Source organism: Chryseobacterium lathyri (assembly GCF_019970085.1).
GTDB classification, from domain to species: domain Bacteria; phylum Bacteroidota; class Bacteroidia; order Flavobacteriales; family Weeksellaceae; genus Chryseobacterium; species Chryseobacterium lathyri.
Genome location: NZ_JAHXYG010000003.1, coordinates 381,659 through 400,478, shown reverse-complemented (window position 1 = coordinate 400,478; position 18,820 = coordinate 381,659). Strand labels below are relative to the sequence as shown.

Sequence of the window (18,820 nt, the reverse complement as noted above, 5' to 3'; positions counted from 1 at the left end):
TTTGTATACATTTATTCTCTTTCCCTATTCCGACCGATATGGAATAAGCCCCTGATTTTTCTTTTAATTTTCCACATTAGCCATCCATGATGGCGTATATCTCTTTCTGGTTTTCAAAAACTTTTCACAGACAGAAAAATCAATAAAAAATCGAAAGTTTTTTCATTATAATGACGTTCATTTATAATTTATTTGGGTTATCGAGATGTTCTTTCTGAAACTGTTCGGCCTTTTCTGTCTCATCTTTCAGCCATTTCTGAAAAGGAATTTTTTCATTTTCAAATTCAAGTGCAAAAATATTTTTACCGTCTTCTGAAACTATAAACTTAAAATCCGATATTCCTGCTTCCGTTTTTCTATAATCATACGTATTTACCTGATAGAATGGAAAATTTTCTTTTGGTCTCTCTACAATTTCAAAAAATAATTTCTTTTCATTATCAGAGAGTTTTGTATAATGATTTACATAATAGATTTCTGAAAGCTTTTTGTTTTGTGCATTGAAAAACTGAAGAATGGTCTTCTCTTTTTCATTATAATTAAATGGGTTTGGAAAATATTTCCCTCCAACTTCTACTGCATTTTCTGATTTTGAAACGGGCTTTACAATTTTCCCTTTGAAATCCATTACTCCCCATGTTCCGCCAACGATTGCTTTGTGCTCATCTTCTTTTTTTTCCCAGTCACAGCCGTCGCAAAAAGCAGCGTAGCCATACTTGAAAGGCGATGCAAAATCATGACTTGGTTCTATAACAACTTTTCCATTTCTGTCTGCAAAACCTACTTTTCCATTTTTAACGAATCTTCTTAAACCTTCGGAAAAATAATCTGCTCCATTGTCGTAAAAGAAAGGCCTGTAAAGGAAATTCCCTTTTTTATCATAGACATATCCCCATGCATTTTTCTCTTTTGCTTCTCCTGTTTTAAACCCATCAAAATAAATGGTCTCCCCTTCAACTAATTCTCCATTTTCAATGTTTGAAAAAATTTTAAACTGGGCCGGAACAATAATTTCATCTTTCTGATTTTTAACTCCAACCAAAGAATCTTTTGAAATAAAATATTTTAAGACCTCTTTCTTCTGGGAAAAAGAAAGGATGGGTATCAGGGAAATGAGTAGAAGAGTTTTTTTCATGTTGAATATAAAATAAAAAATGCAGCCCAAAAGGACTGCATATGTTTATACTTTAAGATCAGCCTCCAATCCTATCAGGTCTTTATTTCTATCCAGAATCGGCTGAACTTCATTACTGATGAACTCCTCTGTCTGGATCGGTGCGAAACCTATAAAGTTTTTAGGATCTAAAACTTCTTTTAATTTTGATTTATCTAATTTTAAAGAATCATCATTTAAGATTCTTTCAATAAGGTCATTTTCTTTTCCTTCTTCTTTCACTTTTTTAGAAGCTTCCATAGAATGAACTCTGATCACTTCGTGAATTTCCTGACGGTCACCACCAGCCTTCACTTCTTCCATGATAATGTATTCCGTTGCCATGAAAGGAAGCTCTTCCATAATATGCTTGTTGATTCTGTTCGGATATACAACAATTCCGTTCATGATATTATTCCAGATCAATAGAATAGCATCAACAGCAAGAAATGCCTGAGGAATCGTCAGCCTCTTGTTGGCAGAATCATCCAGTGTTCTTTCAAACCATTGGGTAGAAGCTACCATCGCAGAACTTGTCGTCAAAGACATTACATATTTTGCCAATGCTCCGATTCTTTCACTTCTCATTGGATTACGTTTGTAAGCCATTGCTGATGAACCGATCTGGTTTTTCTCGAACGGCTCTTCAATTTCTTTAAGGTTTTGAAGAAGACGTAAATCGTTGGTGAATTTATGAGCAGACTGAGCAATATTCCCTAATAAAGCGACTACTTTAGCATCAATTTTTCTGTCGTAAGTCTGACCAGAAACACCGAATACTTTTTCAAAACCGAATCTTTTTGAAAGCTCTTTATCTAAATGTTTTACTTTGGAATAGTCACCATTGAAAAGTTCTAAAAAACTTGCAGCAGTTCCTGTAGTTCCTTTTACTCCTCTGAAACGAAGTGTTTCCAGGAAGAAATCCAGTTCTTCAATATCAAGAACCAAGCTCTGCAACCAAAGTGTAGCCCTTTTTCCAACAGTCGTCAGCTGAGCTGGTTGGAAATGAGTAAATCCTAAGGTAGGAAGATCTTTATACTGAATGGAGAAATCAGCTAAGTTTTTCATGACGTTAACCAGCTTTTTCTTTAAGATTAAAAGCCCGTCACGGATCTGAATAAGGTCTGTATTGTCACCTACAAAAGCTGAAGTAGCTCCCAAATGGATAATTCCTTTTGCTGAAGGCGCCACATCACCATAGGTATGAACGTGAGCCATTACATCATGGCGGAATTTTTTTTCATACTCAGCTGCTTTATCATAATCGATATTTTCAGCATTAGCTTTCAGCTCAGCAATCTGCCCGTCTGTAATATCAAGACCTAAGTCTTTTTCAATTTCAGCCAAAGCGATCCAAAGCTTTCTCCAGGTACGGAATTTGTTATTATGTGAGAAATTAAACAACATTTCTTCACTGGAATAGCGCTCTTCCAATGGATTTTTGTAGGAATTCATTCTTTCTTTTACTTTTTAGATGTACAAAAATAAGGATTTTCAGTGAGAGATGAAAATTGTGGATGCTGTTTTAAATTTTAGTTAAAGTTAGTCATTTTATCCTGCATTTTTAAGCAAATTAAAGCCTATTTCTAAAGATCATTTTTTAAAGTAACATGCTTAAATTTAAATCACTTATAATAGCAAAAACCGTTCTTCCGAACGGCTTTTCTTTTGTTTACAGAAGCAAAGAGTGATTACTATAGAGCAAGTCCACACTCTGTCCCTACAGGTATGCATTTTTTCACAAATGAACACCAGAAATAGCCTGGCAAGCACATAGGAATACCTCCCTGAACTGTTTTCAATTCTTGTTTTGTAAGTTTTTTTAGATTTTTCATATAGTATTTTTTACACTTTCCTACTCTATAAGCTTTTCGGATTCCGCTATGATTTGGTCACAGCAATATACATTTTTTAGTTGAAAGTGTAATTTAATATTTATTATTTATTTTTTTCAAATTATCAAAGAGTATTTTTAATTGACAGACAAGTCAAAATCCACCCTGGTTTCATAAAAAAAGCCACTCTTTTCCGAGTGGCTTTTGTGTATTAAAATTGGATCACTGATAAATCACAACATTATCTTTTTTAAGCTGATATCCTTTTTTCTTAAAAGGAACCAAAACATAAGCTTCTTTAATATAGCTTCCACTTTTCCACATTTTGCTTTTTCCTTCTCTGGTAAGGATGATGCTTTTTGCGTTTCCGTCCGGGATGAAAATTTCAGCCCTTTTCATATCTTTACTGAAAATAACAGCTGTCATAGAAGTGTAACTTTTATCTGAGCTCACTTCCTTTAATTTGATTTTCTGTTCAAAAACCCTCACACAATCATTTTTGATCTGTGAATACGTATAGCCTGCTGAACCTATACAGCCATGAACATCTCTATCACCTCCTAAAACTGGAGATTTTTGTTGGGTAAAGGCTAAAGAACTGACGAATATTGCGCCCAATAAAATAGTTTTTCTCATAGTAAAATATTAATGGTTTTAGTTTTATACAATAACAATAGTAACAAGGTATTAGCTAACCTAAGATACAAAAAAAACACTTATTTTGAAGGGTTTACAAAATATATTATTTAGTTATGTATTTCCTAGATATTATATCACCAGAGCTGGTTCCGATCATATTATACAATTCTCCAGGCTCCTAGTAGAAAATATATGTTCGTAGAATCACACTCTGTATTCAATTAAAAAAAAGAGACTGCCTTAACGGACAGTCTCAATTGTATTTTATAAATCTGGATTTACTGATAAATCACAACATTGTCTTTTTTAAGCTGATACCCATTCTTTTTGAAAGGAACCAATGCATATCCATCTTTTTTCCAGATTTTACCTTTTCCTGCTCTTGTAAGAATCAGGCTCTCTCCATCCGTATCCGGAACAAAAACTTCGGCTTTCTTCAAATCTTTACTAAAAATCACGGCAGCCATTGAAGTAGAGCTTCCTTTAGGGGCAACTTCTGTTAATTTAATCTTCTGCTCAAATACTCTTACACAATCTTTTTTGATCTGGGAATAGGTATATCCTGCAGAACCGATGCATCCATGTGCATCTCGATCACCACCTTTGATCTGTGCGAATATAAAAGAACCCAAAAACATTGCGCCAAGTAAAATCGTTTTTTTCATAATTATTATCTTAAAGTTATAACTGTGCTATTAAAAATCATGCCAAAAAAAGGGAAAAAGCCATTCAAAAGAATGGCTTTGGTTATATTATTTAGTCCAGTTGATCTTTGAATGTTTCACATCATCAGAATTGGTTCCGATCATGATATCAAATTCTCCCGGTTCCCAGTCAAATTTCAATTCTCCATTGTAGAATTTCAAGCTTTCTGGTGTAATATCGAAAGTTACTTTTTTAGATTCTCCTTTTTTTAGGAAAATTTTCTGGAATCCTTTCAGTTCCTTTACCGGTCTGGTAATGCTGCCTACCAGGTCTCTGATATACAACTGCACCACTTCAGCCCCGTCATAATTTCCGGAATTAGTAACCGTTACTGAAGCCTGAATCGTTTGATTTCCTTTTGGATTCGGGTTTGAAACTGACATATCGGAATAGCTGAATTTAGAATAACTCAGACCGTAACCGAATGGATATAGTGGTGTATTACACTCATCCATATAATTGGAACGGAATCTTTCATATACACATTTATCGACTTTATCCTGACTTAACGGGCGTCCAGTATTTTTTGCATTATAATAAATAGGAACCTGCCCTAAGCTTCTCGGGAAGGTCATCGGAAGTTTCCCTGAAGGATTTACTTTCCCGAATAAAACGTCTGAAATAGCATTTCCTGCTTCTGATCCGGCAAACCATGCGTTCAGGATAGCATCAGGTGTATCTTTTACATTGGTTAAAGCTAACGGTCGTCCTGTGTAAAGTACCATCGCGATCGGCTTTCCGGTCTTTTTCAGTTCATTTAATAAATCAACCTGTGACTGGGGAATGGTAATTTCTGTTCTTGATGAAGACTCTCCGCTCATTTCGGCAGATTCTCCAATTGCCAGAACGATAACGTCTGCTTTGTTGGCTACGTCAACTGCTTCTTTCAATAATTCTTCTTTAGAACGATTATCCCTGTCTGTTTTTTTACCGTGAGCTGCATAGATATCTTCTAATTTAGCATCGTAATCAATATTAGCACCTTTTGCGGAAAGGAATTTCACTTCTTTTCCATAATTAGCCTGAAGACCCTGCATTAATGAAACTGAGGCAGCATGTTTTGTGGCAACACTCCATGTTCCCGCCATATTCAGTGAGTTATTAACCAATGGTCCGATTACGGCTACTGTACCGGATTTTTTCAGTGGCAATACACTATTCTCATTTTTTAATAAAACCATAGACTGGGCTGCTGCACTTCTTGCTATGTTACGGTTTTCCATATTGTAAACCTCTTTTGCAGCCAGTTTTGCATCACCGTAACGGTAAGGATCATCGAATAATCCAAGATCGTATTTTGCTTCAAGAATTCTCCTTGCAGCCATATCGATCTCAGCTTGCGTAACTTTTCCTTCGTCAAGGGATTTTTTCAGGGTTGTTAAAAATCCTTCTCCTACCATATCCATATCTACTCCGGCCTTCAGGGCTAAAGCAGATACCTGCTGAAGGTCTCCCATTCCGTGTTCTGTCATTTCATTGATCCCGGTATAATCGGTCACTACGAAACCTTTGAAGTTCCACATTTTTCTCAGAACATCAGTCTGCAGCCATCTATTTCCGGTTGCCGGAACTCCGTCCACTTCATTGAAAGAAGCCATTACAGAAGCCACTCCTGCATCTACCGCTGCTTTATATGGAGGAAAATATTCGTTGAACATTCTCACATGACTCATGTCCACCGTATTGTAATCACGTCCGGCTTCTCCCGCTCCGTATAGTGCGAAATGCTTTACACAGGCTAAAATGGTATTACCGGCGGAAAGATCTTTTCCCTGATAGCCATAGACCATATTTTTAGAAACTTCGCTGCCTAAATAAGGATCTTCTCCGGAACCTTCGGAAACCCTTCCCCATCTCGGCTCACGGGAAATATCTACCATCGGCGAGAAAGTCCAGTTGATCCCGTCTGAAGAAGCTTCTTTCGCAGCAACTCTTGCAGACTGCTGTACCAGGTTCATATCCCATGAAGCAGCAAGGCCTAATGGAATCGGGAAAGTGGTTTCGTAACCATGGATGACATCCATTCCGAAGATCAAAGGAATTTTCAGACGGCTTTTTTCTATAGCAACCTTCTGAACAGCTTTGATTTTATCAGCTCCTTTTATATTAAATAATCCTCCTACTAATCCCTGCTCTACTTTTTTTCCGATATCTGAACTTTGAGCCTGTCCGGTTGTAAAATCTCCGGAGGTAGGCAGGTTGAGCTGGCCAATCTTTTCATCTAAAGTCATCTTAGACAAAAGATTCTCTACGAAAGCTTTTCTTTTCGCCTGATATTGGGCTGTCTGGTAAGACTGCACCGGCTTGGTTACCATTTCCTGTGCGGAAAACACAGGTGAAAGTGCTAAAGCTGCGAGTACAATTAACTTTTTCATAAATCTATCTTCTTAAATTATAGTTCTAATTTTATTTTATTGTTTAACCGTGAGGTCTTTTTTTGTTGGATAATGCAAAGGCGCTATTTTTTTAAGCTTTATGTTTTTTAGGTGCAAGGATTTTATCTGCGATAAAATTGATCATATTATTATCTCCCCCTTTTCTTTAAACATTTTTGATTTTTGGTTCTGCATTATTCACTAAAAGCTCTATTCTCCTTTTTTCTTAGACAACATCCATTCGTACAGTTTAGGGTCTGAATAGGTGGAATCCCATGAATTGTGATTGTCATTAGGGAAAATAATCAATTCTGCTGACGGGTTTACCGGATGTAATCTCTGGTAGAAGTTAAATGCATTTTCAGGCAGAACGATATCATCCATTCCTCCATGAAAAATCTTCATATTCAAATCTTTATATTGGTTGATATTTGCATACATGATCATATCTGTAGGTGCACAAACCGGCACTACTGCTGCAAACATTTCAGGATGTTCCATGGCGAGTTTCAAAGTTCCCCAGCCTCCCAGGGAAAGTCCTGTAAGGTAAATTCTTGAAGCATCAATTTTATATTTTTTCTGAATTTCTTGGATCAGGTTATAAATTGTCACTGTATCCCACCATGAATCTGCAGGACACTGCGGCGCTAAAATGGCTACAGGTTCTTTGATCAGGCTTTTATATGTAAACGGACTGTGTACCTTGACTGCTTCAAGATTGTTACCTCTTTCTCCTGATCCATGAAGGAACACGATCAGCGGAACATTTCCTTTTACCTTTTGAGGGTAATCGAGAATATAAGATATCTTTTCTGTTCTTTTAATTTCTTTATTGAGTTCTGCTTTTATTTCCTGAGCATTCACGTGTAATGAAAGCGGAAGGAGTAAAAGTGGAAGGTGTTTTAGTTTTAATTTCATATTGTTAATCAGGGTTTGGTTAAAGCCGTTTGGTGTGTTACTTTGTATTTGAACGGACTAAAGTCTGTTTCTATTCATGAAAATCCTGCTGAAGGTAAGATTTATAATTATTTAATGCCATATTTTTCAGACTGAAAACTTAATTTCTTGAGTCCCTGTTGAATTTCAGGGGCATTCATAAATAATTTCCAAAGGAATCCGGTCCTGTAGTTTTCAATCATAGGTGCTATTGTGCCCTGATCTATGGCTAAATATCTTGGTGTAAACCAATTGTTGTAATTCACTGAAGTAGCATCATATGGTCCTGCCGAGCCAATAAACTCCGGTTTCTCAGTATATAGGAATCTCAAAAAGTTCATCGATTCTTTTGGAGTATACGGGAAGCTGCTCAGTGCTGCTGTAGGTGTGATCACTCCGTTGTCATTGCCAGGCATGTGGGCAGTGTATCCTGTACTTCCGTCTTCATTTCTTGTATATCCGGCTGTCAGACCCCAGTAATTTGGCCCGTAACCTTTCCACTGTTTTGGATTTTCAACACAGTATTTATAGTCGATAAGGACTTGATTTTTGTTTAAGTCAAAATAGTTTTTCACCAGCTTGTCAGAAAGTCCGGTAGGATCCAGACCGATGTAGGAATATTGTGACCAGAAAAGCGGCCCGCCGTATTCTTCGGCATAATTGTGTTTTACATATAGAGGAAGTCCATATTTTGTTTTATCTGTAAGGTATTTTCCATTTCTCGTCCAGCCTTTGTAATAGGTTTCAGCATCGATTGGATGGGTAGGCGATGAAGCGGCTAAAATGTAGGTGATAAGACATTCGTTATACCCTTCCAGCGGAAAGTTCATTTCCCACTGATACTCTGGTGACCAATGCCAGTAAAGGACTTTTTCGCCTCCTTTTGTGTACCAGTTCCACTGAATTCCTTTCCAAAGCTCATCGCATTTTGCAGCAAGGGCTTTTTCTTCGGCATTTCCGTTTTTAAAGTATTCACGGACCATCAGAATTCCGGAAGTAAGAAATGCGGTTTCAACCAGATCTCCACCGTTATCTTTTTTTCCGAAAGGAACAGTTTTTCCTGTTTCTCCATTGATCCAGTGGGACCAGGCACCTTTATGACGGTCTGCTTTAGCAAGAAAATCCATCATATGGGTCAGCCTTTTTACCGCGTCCTGTCTTGGAATGAATCCTCTTTCCACTCCTACCAGAAGCGTTGCCAATCCAAATCCTGAGCCGCCCGTTGTCACTACATACTTATCATTATCCGGATAGATATTGTCTTCATGGTAACGCTCTCTTCCCAGCATGGATTTGGGTTCCGCATAGTCCCAAAAATATTTTAATGCATCTTTCTGAACTCTGTCCATAAGCTGTTCATCAGTAATGTTGCTTTTCACGGCTTCATTTTGAGTAATTTCCTGTTTCGGAGATTTGGAGTTTTTGCAAGAGTATGCAAAGAATAAAGAGGTTACAGCAATTGATAATACGGTCCTTTTCATGAAATCTTTTTTACCTGTTTTTACTAAAAGAAGAGGAGAACTTTCATTCTCCTCTAAGTTTTTATGGCTGATTTTAATAGCCTGGGTTTTGGGTTAAAACTCCATTACTTTGTCCTATTTCTATAAAAGGAATCGGGAAAAGTTCGTTCTTTCCAGCTTTGAATCCATAAGGAGCCAGCACTGTAGCAGCCTGTCCTGTTCTTACTAGATCCACAAAACGGTCACCCTCCATAGCAAGTTCAACTCTTCTTTCATGCCAGATCGCTGTTCTTAAAGCAGATTGAGAAGATGCTGTAGTATTTGGCAACTGGGCTCTTGTTCTTACTTTATTAAGATTTGTAATTGCTGTTGCGGTATTTCCCAGTTCATTTGCAGCTTCTGCATTGATTAACAAGACTTCAGCAAAGCGTAAAACCCTGATATTTTGAACAGACCCATCGTCACAAGCTGTATTTTGCTGACTTTTAGGAACATAAGCTTTTTGATTATACGTATTAACGGACGTTGGATTGGCATTAATAAGATCACCTTCCGGTGTAATTTCTCCATTTCTCAGAATTGTTAATTCTTTACGAATATCACCAGGCTCAAAAGCATTCTCCAGTGCTTGGGAAGGGGTAAAAAAGCCCCAGCCAAACTGATCTTTTGCCCCCTGCACCTGTGAATACTGGCTTCCTTTGTACTGCCCTGTACAAGCACAGTCAATTTCGAAAACCGATTCAGTACCAAACTCTCCTGCCACTCTAAATAAATGGTTGAAATTGGCATCTAATGAATAGCCCATTGCAATCACCTGGTTAGAAGTATCATAAGCCTTCTGCCAGTCTTTTTTATATAAAAATACTTTTGACAACATACCTAATGCAGCACCCTTAGTTGCTCTACCTAGATCTGAAGCACCATATGACTGGGGTAAAACCTGCGAAGCCGCTGTTAAATCAGAAATAATAAAGTTATAGACTTCATCTGTTGTATTTCTGGGAATATTATAATTTTCCTGAAGACCATCAAAAATCGGAACGCCTCCATATATTCTTACTAAGTTGAAGTAAAAATAGGCACGTAAAAATTTCGCTTCGGCTAAAAGCCTGTCTTTTAGAGCAGTATTCATTTCAATAGCAGGAACTTTTGAAATTACCTGGTTACAACGCGCAATTGCCTGCCATTGGCCAGCCCAGTATCCTCTAACGCCTTCATCACTGGAAGTAAAAGTAAACTGATCATATGCGTTAATGAAAGAAGCATCTCCAGGGTTTGAGCCTTTTAATACATCATCAGCCGGCACTCCAAAAAGATATTGGTATGGAAATGCTGAATTATCCCAGCTTCTTAAAAAATTATAAATTGCATTGGTAGCCTGTATAGCATCACTTTCTGTTTTAAAGAATTCTGAAGCATCAGTTCTTCCTTCAACAGGTATATCTAGATAATCACTCTTACAGCTTAAAACTGCAGAAAGCATGAATATGGAAAATATGATTTTTTTCATGATAAAATTAAATTAAAAAGTTACGTTAACCCCAACCGTATATATTGCAGATATAGGATAAATATTATTGTCTATACCCATTTGTACTCTATCCGTATTCAAAATTTCCGGTGAGAAACCATGATATTTAAAGCTTGTCCAAGGGTTTTGAGCACTTGCATAAAAACGTAACTTCTGGATTGCTGTCCCTAAAACATCTTTTGGAATATTATACCCTATCTGAATATTTCTGATTCTGAAAAAGCTTCCGTTTTCTACATAAAAACTGCTTGGAACAATAACTCCCTGGTCATTGGTGGTCATAGCATATGTATTTGAAGTGCCTTCTCCATGCCATCTGTTATTGTAGAAATCTAGATCCCAGCTTTCATTACCAAATCTCTGTTCTCTGTTATAGTTATAAATTTTGTTTCCGGATACTCCCTGGAAATCCATTGCCAGATCAAAATCATAGATATTCACATTAAATCCAAATCCATAAGTAAATTTCGGAATCGGACTTCCTAAAAATGTTTTATCATTAGCATCTATCACACCGTTTCCATCTCTGTCTTCAAACATAAAACCTCCCACAGTTTTTTTCACAGACGAATAAGTAGGTGCTGCAGCTACCTGCGCATCGTTTTGGAATACTCCGATTACATTATATCCATAGTATGAGCCTACAGCCTGCCCTTTTTCAAGTCTTATGATAGGATTTCCAAATAAGCTTACTCCAGGCTGATTGTATGAATCTGCATACACACTTGTAATTTTGTTATCCAAAGTAGTAATATTTCCAAAAACGCTGAACTTAATATGTTCGTTCACTCTTGCATCATAACTAACAGATCCTTCAAATCCTTTATTGTTGAAAGAATAGGCATTTGTTACAAAATTATTAGCATTACTGGCCCCTGACGTCGTTGGCTGATTAATTCCGTAAACTACATCTTTAGAATCTTTGTCAAAATAAGTTGCTTCAATTTTTAGTTTATTATTAAGCAAAGCCATTTCAATCCCTAAATCACGACCAGTAGTAGTTTCCCATGTAATAGTTGGGTCTACAATTCTAGTAACAGTTTGTGCAGGATTGCCAATCCCACCAAAATAAGCCCCACCTGTAAGAATACTAGTAAGATTATCATAATCTCTCGAAACTTCCGGATTACCAAGTTTGCCCCAGCTTGCTCTTAACTTCAGTAAATTAAATACATTCTGATTACTCATAAATCCTTCTTTCGAGATTACCCAACCTATACTTACTGCTGGAAATACTTTATATCTGTCATCAGAAGAGAACCCTGTTGCTCCATCCCTACGAACCGAAGCATTTAAAAGATATTTACCTGCGTAATCATAATTAAGTCTTCCAAATGTCGATTCAATTCTTTTTTTATAAGGAGTAACAGCACGAGGATCATCGGGTGGGCTTATAGTAGTTCCATAGATTTCATTTCCTGAGGAAATATCAAGACTACTATCTTTACCATTAAATACAATATCTCTGGCTTCCAGATAATTTTCACGATAATAATTTTGAGTACGTGAAAAACCGGCAAGTAATTCAATATTATGAAGACCTAGTTTTTTCTTCCAGGACAATGTGTTATCCCACACATAATCTCTGTTTCTGGAATCTCTTGTTACCAAAAGAGACCTGTTTGGTAGAGGAATATAGGTTGCAGTAGGAGTAAATTCATACTTACTGGTATTTGTATTATCAGAAGTATAGCTCACTCTCAATGTAAAGTCTTTAAGAAACTTATACTCAGCCCAAATATTATTCAGCATACGTTGCTGCCTAGTTTTTGAGCGAAACAAATCAAGCATTGCTCTTGGATTCGTTACACTCACTAAAGTAATATAATCATAATTATTGGTAGTAGGATCAATCGGATAGAATACTGGTGGAGCATTATAAGCTGTCAATAATGGATTGTTTGCATTATTATTATGAATATCAGCCCAGGTAAAGTTATCCCCAATCGTTAAATTATCAGTAATCTTATAGGAAAGATTAATTCTAGTATTTAATCTTCCAAAATCATTTCCCGAGTTCATACCACGTCCGGCTTCTAAAGTTCCCTCATCTTTTAAGTAACCTAAACTTAAGAAATAATTCAATTTACCTAGATTACCTGAAGCAGAAATATCAGATGAGCTGATAATTCCTTGTGATAACACTTCATCGAACCAGTTTGTATCTGCCGGAAATTGGGATCTTGATATAATTTTTGTAGGATCGAATGTCTGTCCACCAACACGTATATCATTCATATACTTTTCATTATATAACTCAACGTATTGGTCGCCATTAACCATTTTCGGAACGTTAGTTACCTTTTTAACTCCAAGATATGAGTTGAAATTAAAGGTTGGTTTTTTACCCTTACCCGTTTTTGTTTTAATAATGACTGCTCCATTGGATGCTTTAGCTCCAAAAATGGCTAAACTGGATGGATCTTTCAATATGCTCATTGATTCAATATCCTGCGGATTCAAAAATGAGATATCATCTGTAATCATTCCGTCTACAATAAATACCGTTTTCCCAGTTATGGATCCAATACCTCGAATATCTACTCTTGGTGATGCCCCAGGTGCACCGGAGTTAAGAATCTGAACACCAGATACTTTACCTTGGATAGAACTGATGGGATTTGAGTTAGGTCTGTCTGATATGTCCTTAGCACTAATTGTAGCAATGCTTCCGGTCACATTCTCTTTTTTCTGAGAGCCATATCCTATCAAAACCACTTCCTCGATCTTCTGCTCTTTGAGAGTGTCCTTCGGTGTAGTCTGCGCATTGACGTTCATACCGAAGTACAAAACCGCAATGAGGCATGAATACTTTAAATCACGTTGTTTCATATAGTTCAATTTTATTCGTACAATCTAATTTTAAAAACATGTCCTTCTTAGTGGAGTTATTTAAATTCTCAAAAAAAGACATTACTCAAAAATAGAAAAAAAATCGAACAATGTTAACATATTGTAAAAATTTAAAAAACTCAGATGAATCTTATACAGAAAGCTAAATAATTCACATTAGAATAACTAAATTACATTATAAATATGAATTTACAACAAAATACCTAATCGAAAACCTTTTACTTTTAACAAAAAAATCCCCAAATACGTAATAAGAATTTAATATTTTGTTAATACGGTTATAGTGTTTACCTTTGGCGCAATATTTGGAAAAATAAGAAAAAGATCAATGAAAAAATACATTATAACAGCAGCATTATTAATTGGAACCGGTACATTAATTTTTACCAGTGTTCAATCCTGCACAACCATGGCGACATCCGACCTTGGATTATCTATTATTAAAAGAGTTTTACTGAACGGTATAGATAAAGGAATGGGGATTTACAGCAACAAGGAAGCTTTCCTTCAAAATAATATGGTGGATAAGGCTCTTCCAAAAGAGCTGAGAGACATTAATTCTACCCTTGAAAAAATTGCTCCTTCCCTGGTAGCTAAGGAAAGAGATTTTATTGCACAGGCAGCAGCATATACCGTTAACACATCAAAGCCTATTCTACAAGGGGCTGTAAACAGTTTGAATGCACAGGATGTGACAAGAATTATTCAGGGTACAACAGCAACACAGATCTTAAAGGAGAAGACCTCTCAGCAGCTCGTTGCTGCCATTGCTCCCAAAGTGGATGAGAAACTGAATGAATATGGAATTGCAAAAACAATCAATACCGCTCTTTCAGGAAATAATCTTTTGGGAAGCCTTCTTGGTGGAAGCAACAGTAATGTAAACACCGGTGGCTTGAGCAGACTTGCCTCTGAACAACTGGTGAACGGACTGTTCAATATCATTGAAGATTACGAGCATCAGAACTCTAAAGCACTGCTTGGACCACTTGGAAAATAGAAAAATTTTCGCTATATTTATATATAACTTAACAACTGCAGATGGACATATTACAAGGAAACCAACACGCTAACCCTGAGGATTTTTATAATTCTCTGAAGGAGAAACTGGAAGGTCACCATGACTTTCCTGAAGATTATTTATTTAAATTTATCATTCCCACAGATCAGGCAAAACTTACTGAAATTTATAAAGTTTTTGATGGCATCAAGTTTACATTGGGAAACCGCGAAAGCAAAAACGGAAAATATACTGCATGTAATATCAATGCATTTGTTCTGGATGCAGATCAGGTGGTGAATATTTATAAAGATGTCGCTAAAATAGAAGGCGTCATTCTATTGTAAAAGAAAAGTCAGCTAAAAGCTGACTTTTTTTATTATTATTTTTCAATAAAGAATTTTACATTCTCAATAGGTCTCCCCAGCATGGCAACAGATCCTTTGATCAGGATAGGCCTCTGTATCAGGGAAGGATTCTCAGACAGGATTTTAATCCATTCTTCTTCAGAATAATTTTTATCAGCATAATTTTCCATATACAGCTTATCTGCTTTACGGATCATATGAAATACACTCTGATTCAGCTTTTTCAATACTGTTTTGATTTCCAGGACGCTCAACGGATCTTCCATGATGTTGATGATCTCGAAAGGCACACCGTTTTCATCAAGATACTCAAGTACAGCATTTGATTTAGAGCAGTTCCCGTTATGTAAAACCTTAACCATCATAATGTTACTATTTAAAATTGAACTTTCTCCTTAAAGTTAGGAAGAATAAACGGAGAGCTTCTCTTAAATTCTGATAAAAATTTGTTAAAATAAGCCGTTCAGTTCTGCTTCTATCTTTTCAAGAATAAACCCAAAGTCTTCGGGCTTTTCTACAAAATCCAGGTCATCCACTTCGATTACCAGAAGTTTTCCTTCAGTATAATCGGAGATCCATTTTTCGTATTTCTGATTGAGTTTTGACAGGTATTCAATACTGATCGATGCTTCATATTCCCTTCCTCTTTTGTAGATCTTTTTCACAAGATTCGGAACATCAGATTTAAGATAAATTAACAGATCCGGAGCAGAGACGAAAGACTTCATCAGACCGAAAACAGATACATAGTTATTGAAATCCCTGTCTGAAAGAAGTTTCATGTCATTTAGGTTTTCAGCAAAAATATGGGCATCTTCATAGATCGTACGGTCCTGTATAATATTCTTACCGCTTTCTCTGATCTCTTTAACCTGACGAAATCTGCTTCCCAAAAAGTAAATCTGAAGTGCAAAACTCCATTTGCTCATATCCGCATAAAAATCTTCGAGGTAAGGGTTGTGATCTACATCTTCAAACTGTGCATCCCATCCGTAATGCTTGGCAAGCATCGTAGTTAATGTTGTTTTACCGGCACCAATATTTCCTGTAACTGCAATATGCATTCTCCTTAATATTTTTTATTTAATCCTGACTAAACACCTGCAGCCTGAACCTCGGATGTGTCTTCCATCAGCTTTTGTAGAGTATTATCCGGAGCTTTTTTATCAGATTCCGTCTTTTCTACATCAGTTTTTTCCACTTCTGTTCCAACTGGCTGTTCAGATGGTGGTTCTGGAGCTGGCGGAGCAACCTGCTTGGTTTCGGGTTCTGTCTGCAGTTTAGTTTCCTTTATTTTTTCAAGGCTGTAAAGATAGAGTTTGTTCGCTTTGATTTCAAAATAAGAAAGGATGTTTTTATCCACAATTTGTGCGTCTTTATCTTCAAAAATTTTAATCATCCCTTTTTCCGGGTCATATTTCAGGATCGAATTGTCCGCGACCACCAAAATAACATCATTCTCCCGTCTGAATCTTTTCCCGTTTTCAAGTGGAGCTTCAAAGAGCTTTTCAAATTTCAGCGAGTATATCCGGATATGTTTCCGGGTTAAAATATAGACCTTATTTTCAAATACAAGCAGATCCATCATATCATCAAAACTGATATCAAAAGGATAAGAATTAATTGTTGTATCGTTTCTGAAGTTATACTGAATCAGTCGTTTCGTACTGTCATCCAGAAGCCACAGCTGCTGAAGATCTTCGGCATAGGCCATTTTGATAAACCCGAACTTCTGTCTGAAATCTATTTTCTGGATCTCGTTCATATTCTGATCGACAAATTTCATTTCCTGGGCATTTTCTGAGAATAATGCCAGGCTCAGCGGGTTCTGCACAGACTGTACTTTATATGGCACCGTAAGCATCATTTTTCCAAGCTGTTTTCCTAAAGAATCGTATTTGGTAAAACTGAAATCTTTGTTTTTATAGATATAGAGATTGCCGTAGTCGTCCGCCAGCATATCTTTAGCTTCCTTCAGCTTTAATGTATCTAAAGGAAGGGACTTCTGTGCGTTTACTGTACAGAAAAAGAAGATAAATATGATGTAAAATAATTTCAAAATCTATTTTGGTAAAGATAATTTTCCTATGCGGAACGTCGGCAATTTACACACTTTTATTTAAATTTTAAAAATGAATTATTAATAGTAATCTTATCCATTTTAGCTAGTCTTTTAGTTAAAAACAGCGCTCCTGAGGAACGCTGTTTTTTATAGATAAATCTTCATTCAGATTATTTGATCTGAACTTCATAGATTTTAGGCCAGTTTTTACCGGTTACGAGCATATTGTCACCTTTGAAAGCAATACCGTTCAATACGTCATCACTTCCTTTGGTATTCTGTTTTGCAATATCTGTAAAGTCAAATGTACCTACTACTTCTCCCGTTGCAGGATTGATCTTTAATACGACAGGTTTCTGCCATACATTCGCATAGATAAATCCGTTGTGGTATTCCAGTTCATTCAGCTGGTCATAGATCTGGGAACTTCCTGCTACTGCAACATATTTGATCAGTTTTGAAGGATTGTTGGCATCCAGGAAGTATAAAAGCTTGCTTCCATCCGATGCAATCAGGTTTTTTCCGTCATACGTAAGTCCCCAACCTTCGCCCAAAACATTCGGGTAAGCAAATTCTGAAAGCAGTTTCAAAGAGCTTTTATCATAAATATAGCCTTTTTTGCTCTGCCACGTCAGCTGATATACTTTATCACCTACAATAGTGCTTCCTTCAGAGAAATCTTCCTGAGCCTGCTTTGTAGAGGCAAGCGGGGTTGTAGTTCCTAATGTATATTTAAGGATCTGTGAAGAGCCGTTCTGCCCGTCACTTTCATAGATTGTATTTCCTTCGATCTGGAAACCCTGAACAAAATTCTTTGGATCGTGCGGATATTCAGCTATGATCTGATATGCCATGGTTTTTTCAGGATTTTTTGCAAATACATTGATGGTTGCATCCTGATTAAGGGTTTTTCCGCCTTTTGTTTTGATATTAAAAGTAACAGCATTATCACCTAATGTAAAGAATTTAGGGTCAACAGTTAAGCTTGAAGTTTCTTTATCTCCAAAACTGATACTGATGCTTTCGGCATTTTCCGTCACCTCTTTCGGAAGTTCAAGTTTATCCCCAAAATGATATCCTTTTTCTACCATTGAATTATTATACTCATTCAAAGTGTTCAGGATTTTCTCATCTTTATTACAAGACGCCAACATCATAACCACCGCCAAACCAACTATTATATTCTTTTTCATTGAATTTCTAAATATTTCCCCAAAAATAGCAAATTTTATTCCGTATTGCCAATATTATCCACAGGCTATCCAAATTGTACTATATAACCGTTGTGGTCATACACCGTAAACTCCCTCCTATTCTATTCAAAAGTCCTGATCTTACAACAGATTTTACTTTTGTTTTAAATCTTTTAGGAACGCAGCGCAGTAAATGTTGTCATTATTCCAGGGATTCAAAAGTATCCGTATTAATTTTCATATTAATAGAAATCCATAGCTCGTTATCGATGCTGACTTCGCTCATGACACCCGGATCAATCTCAAATCCTACTTTTTTATAGCATTCAATGGCTCCGGTATTCCAGTCGTATACATTCAGCTCAGCTGTTTTTCTATCTAAATGACTGAAGCCATATTTCAGCAGCTCCTTTACAATTTTCTTTCCATAACCTTTTCCCCGATTGTTTTCATCCCAGATCAGGATTCTTCCAAGCAGGAAAGTATGGTTTTTCAAAAAGATTTGAGCATGACCGATCACATTGTGCTCTGATGTATCAAAAACCCTGAACATAAATCGGTTTTCGTTTTTCAGATCATCTTCCAGCTGTTCTTTTGTAAGAGGAAAATGATAAGCAGGACCGGCAAACTGAAGAAGTGATCTTTTGTCTTTTATTTTAGAAATCAGTTCAGGAGCATCTTCTGCTTTAAAAATCTGCAGCTCAATCATA

General features: G+C 36.6%; 17 protein-coding genes. 2 read left to right on the top strand and 15 right to left on the bottom strand.

Features of this window, described 5'->3' with window-relative positions; translation table 11 throughout:
- Nucleotides 1-181: 181 nt before the first annotated feature.
- The 10 genes from LC418_RS11145 to LC418_RS11105 all read right to left on the bottom strand — a co-directional run bounded on the left by LC418_RS11145 (nt 182) and on the right by LC418_RS11105 (nt 13,466).
- A complete protein-coding gene (locus LC418_RS11145; protein ID WP_223559175.1) occupies nt 182-1,135 on the bottom strand; it encodes a WG repeat-containing protein in 954 nt (317 codons plus the stop codon).
- Nucleotides 1,136-1,180: 45 nt separating this feature from the next.
- Nucleotides 1,181-2,608, bottom strand: a complete 1,428-nt coding sequence (purB, locus tag LC418_RS11140) for an adenylosuccinate lyase (protein WP_223559174.1) — start codon at nt 2,606-2,608, stop codon at nt 1,181-1,183.
- Nucleotides 2,609-2,847: 239 nt separating this feature from the next.
- Nucleotides 2,848-2,988 (bottom strand): bacteriocin-like protein, encoded by a 141-nt coding sequence (locus LC418_RS21130; RefSeq protein WP_146897008.1) that lies wholly within the window; start codon nt 2,986-2,988, stop codon nt 2,848-2,850.
- Nucleotides 2,989-3,210: 222 nt separating this feature from the next.
- Nucleotides 3,211-3,624, bottom strand: coding sequence for a hypothetical protein (locus tag LC418_RS11135; protein WP_223559173.1), 414 nt, complete (start codon nt 3,622-3,624; stop codon nt 3,211-3,213).
- 281 nt (nt 3,625-3,905) lie between these two features.
- The gene (locus LC418_RS11130) at nt 3,906-4,292 is read right to left on the bottom strand and encodes a hypothetical protein (protein ID WP_223559172.1); all 387 of its coding nucleotides are present in this window, start codon (nt 4,290-4,292) and stop codon (nt 3,906-3,908) included.
- An 87-nt stretch (nt 4,293-4,379) separates the two neighbouring features.
- Nucleotides 4,380-6,707: a beta-glucosidase BglX gene (gene bglX, locus LC418_RS11125; protein ID WP_223559171.1), complete on the bottom strand. Its 2,328-nt coding sequence runs from the start codon at nt 6,705-6,707 to the stop codon at nt 4,380-4,382.
- A 210-nt stretch (nt 6,708-6,917) separates the two neighbouring features.
- The gene (locus LC418_RS11120; protein ID WP_223559170.1) at nt 6,918-7,625 is read right to left on the bottom strand and encodes a carboxylesterase family protein; all 708 of its coding nucleotides are present in this window, start codon (nt 7,623-7,625) and stop codon (nt 6,918-6,920) included.
- 107 nt (nt 7,626-7,732) lie between these two features.
- Nucleotides 7,733-9,124, bottom strand: a complete 1,392-nt coding sequence (locus LC418_RS11115) for a glucoamylase family protein (protein ID WP_223559169.1) — start codon at nt 9,122-9,124, stop codon at nt 7,733-7,735.
- A 73-nt stretch (nt 9,125-9,197) separates the two neighbouring features.
- Entirely contained in the window at nt 9,198-10,613 is a 1,416-nt protein-coding gene (locus LC418_RS11110) for a RagB/SusD family nutrient uptake outer membrane protein (RefSeq protein ID WP_223559168.1), read from the bottom strand.
- Between the two features lie 12 nt (nt 10,614-10,625).
- Nucleotides 10,626-13,466: a SusC/RagA family TonB-linked outer membrane protein gene (locus LC418_RS11105; RefSeq protein ID WP_223559167.1), complete on the bottom strand. Its 2,841-nt coding sequence runs from the start codon at nt 13,464-13,466 to the stop codon at nt 10,626-10,628.
- Nucleotides 13,467-13,815: 349 nt separating this feature from the next.
- Between LC418_RS11105 and LC418_RS11100 the strand changes: the two genes are divergently transcribed.
- Nucleotides 13,816-14,487 (top strand): DUF4197 family protein, encoded by a 672-nt coding sequence (locus tag LC418_RS11100; RefSeq protein ID WP_223559166.1) that lies wholly within the window; start codon nt 13,816-13,818, stop codon nt 14,485-14,487.
- 41 nt (nt 14,488-14,528) lie between these two features.
- Nucleotides 14,529-14,834 carry a DUF493 family protein gene (locus LC418_RS11095; protein WP_111954775.1) on the top strand — a complete coding sequence of 102 codons (306 nt, stop codon included), beginning with the start codon at nt 14,529-14,531 and terminating at the stop codon, nt 14,832-14,834.
- Nucleotides 14,835-14,869: 35 nt separating this feature from the next.
- Here LC418_RS11095 and LC418_RS11090 read toward each other — a convergent pair whose 3' ends face one another.
- The 5 genes from LC418_RS11090 to LC418_RS11070 all read right to left on the bottom strand — a co-directional run bounded on the left by LC418_RS11090 (nt 14,870) and on the right by LC418_RS11070 (nt 18,819).
- Complete coding sequence (locus LC418_RS11090) at nt 14,870-15,220, bottom strand: arsenate reductase family protein (RefSeq protein ID WP_111954773.1); 351 nt, start codon at nt 15,218-15,220, stop codon at nt 14,870-14,872.
- A gap of 84 nt (nt 15,221-15,304) precedes the next feature.
- A complete protein-coding gene (locus LC418_RS11085) occupies nt 15,305-15,919 on the bottom strand; it encodes a deoxynucleoside kinase (protein ID WP_034705905.1) in 615 nt (204 codons plus the stop codon).
- A 29-nt stretch (nt 15,920-15,948) separates the two neighbouring features.
- Nucleotides 15,949-16,914 (bottom strand): hypothetical protein, encoded by a 966-nt coding sequence (locus LC418_RS11080; protein WP_111954771.1) that lies wholly within the window; start codon nt 16,912-16,914, stop codon nt 15,949-15,951.
- A gap of 173 nt (nt 16,915-17,087) precedes the next feature.
- A complete protein-coding gene (locus tag LC418_RS11075) occupies nt 17,088-18,110 on the bottom strand; it encodes a glutaminyl-peptide cyclotransferase (protein WP_223559165.1) in 1,023 nt (340 codons plus the stop codon).
- Between the two features lie 202 nt (nt 18,111-18,312).
- Entirely contained in the window at nt 18,313-18,819 is a 507-nt protein-coding gene (locus tag LC418_RS11070; RefSeq protein ID WP_223559164.1) for a GNAT family N-acetyltransferase, read from the bottom strand.
- Nucleotide 18,820 lies beyond the last annotated feature (1 nt).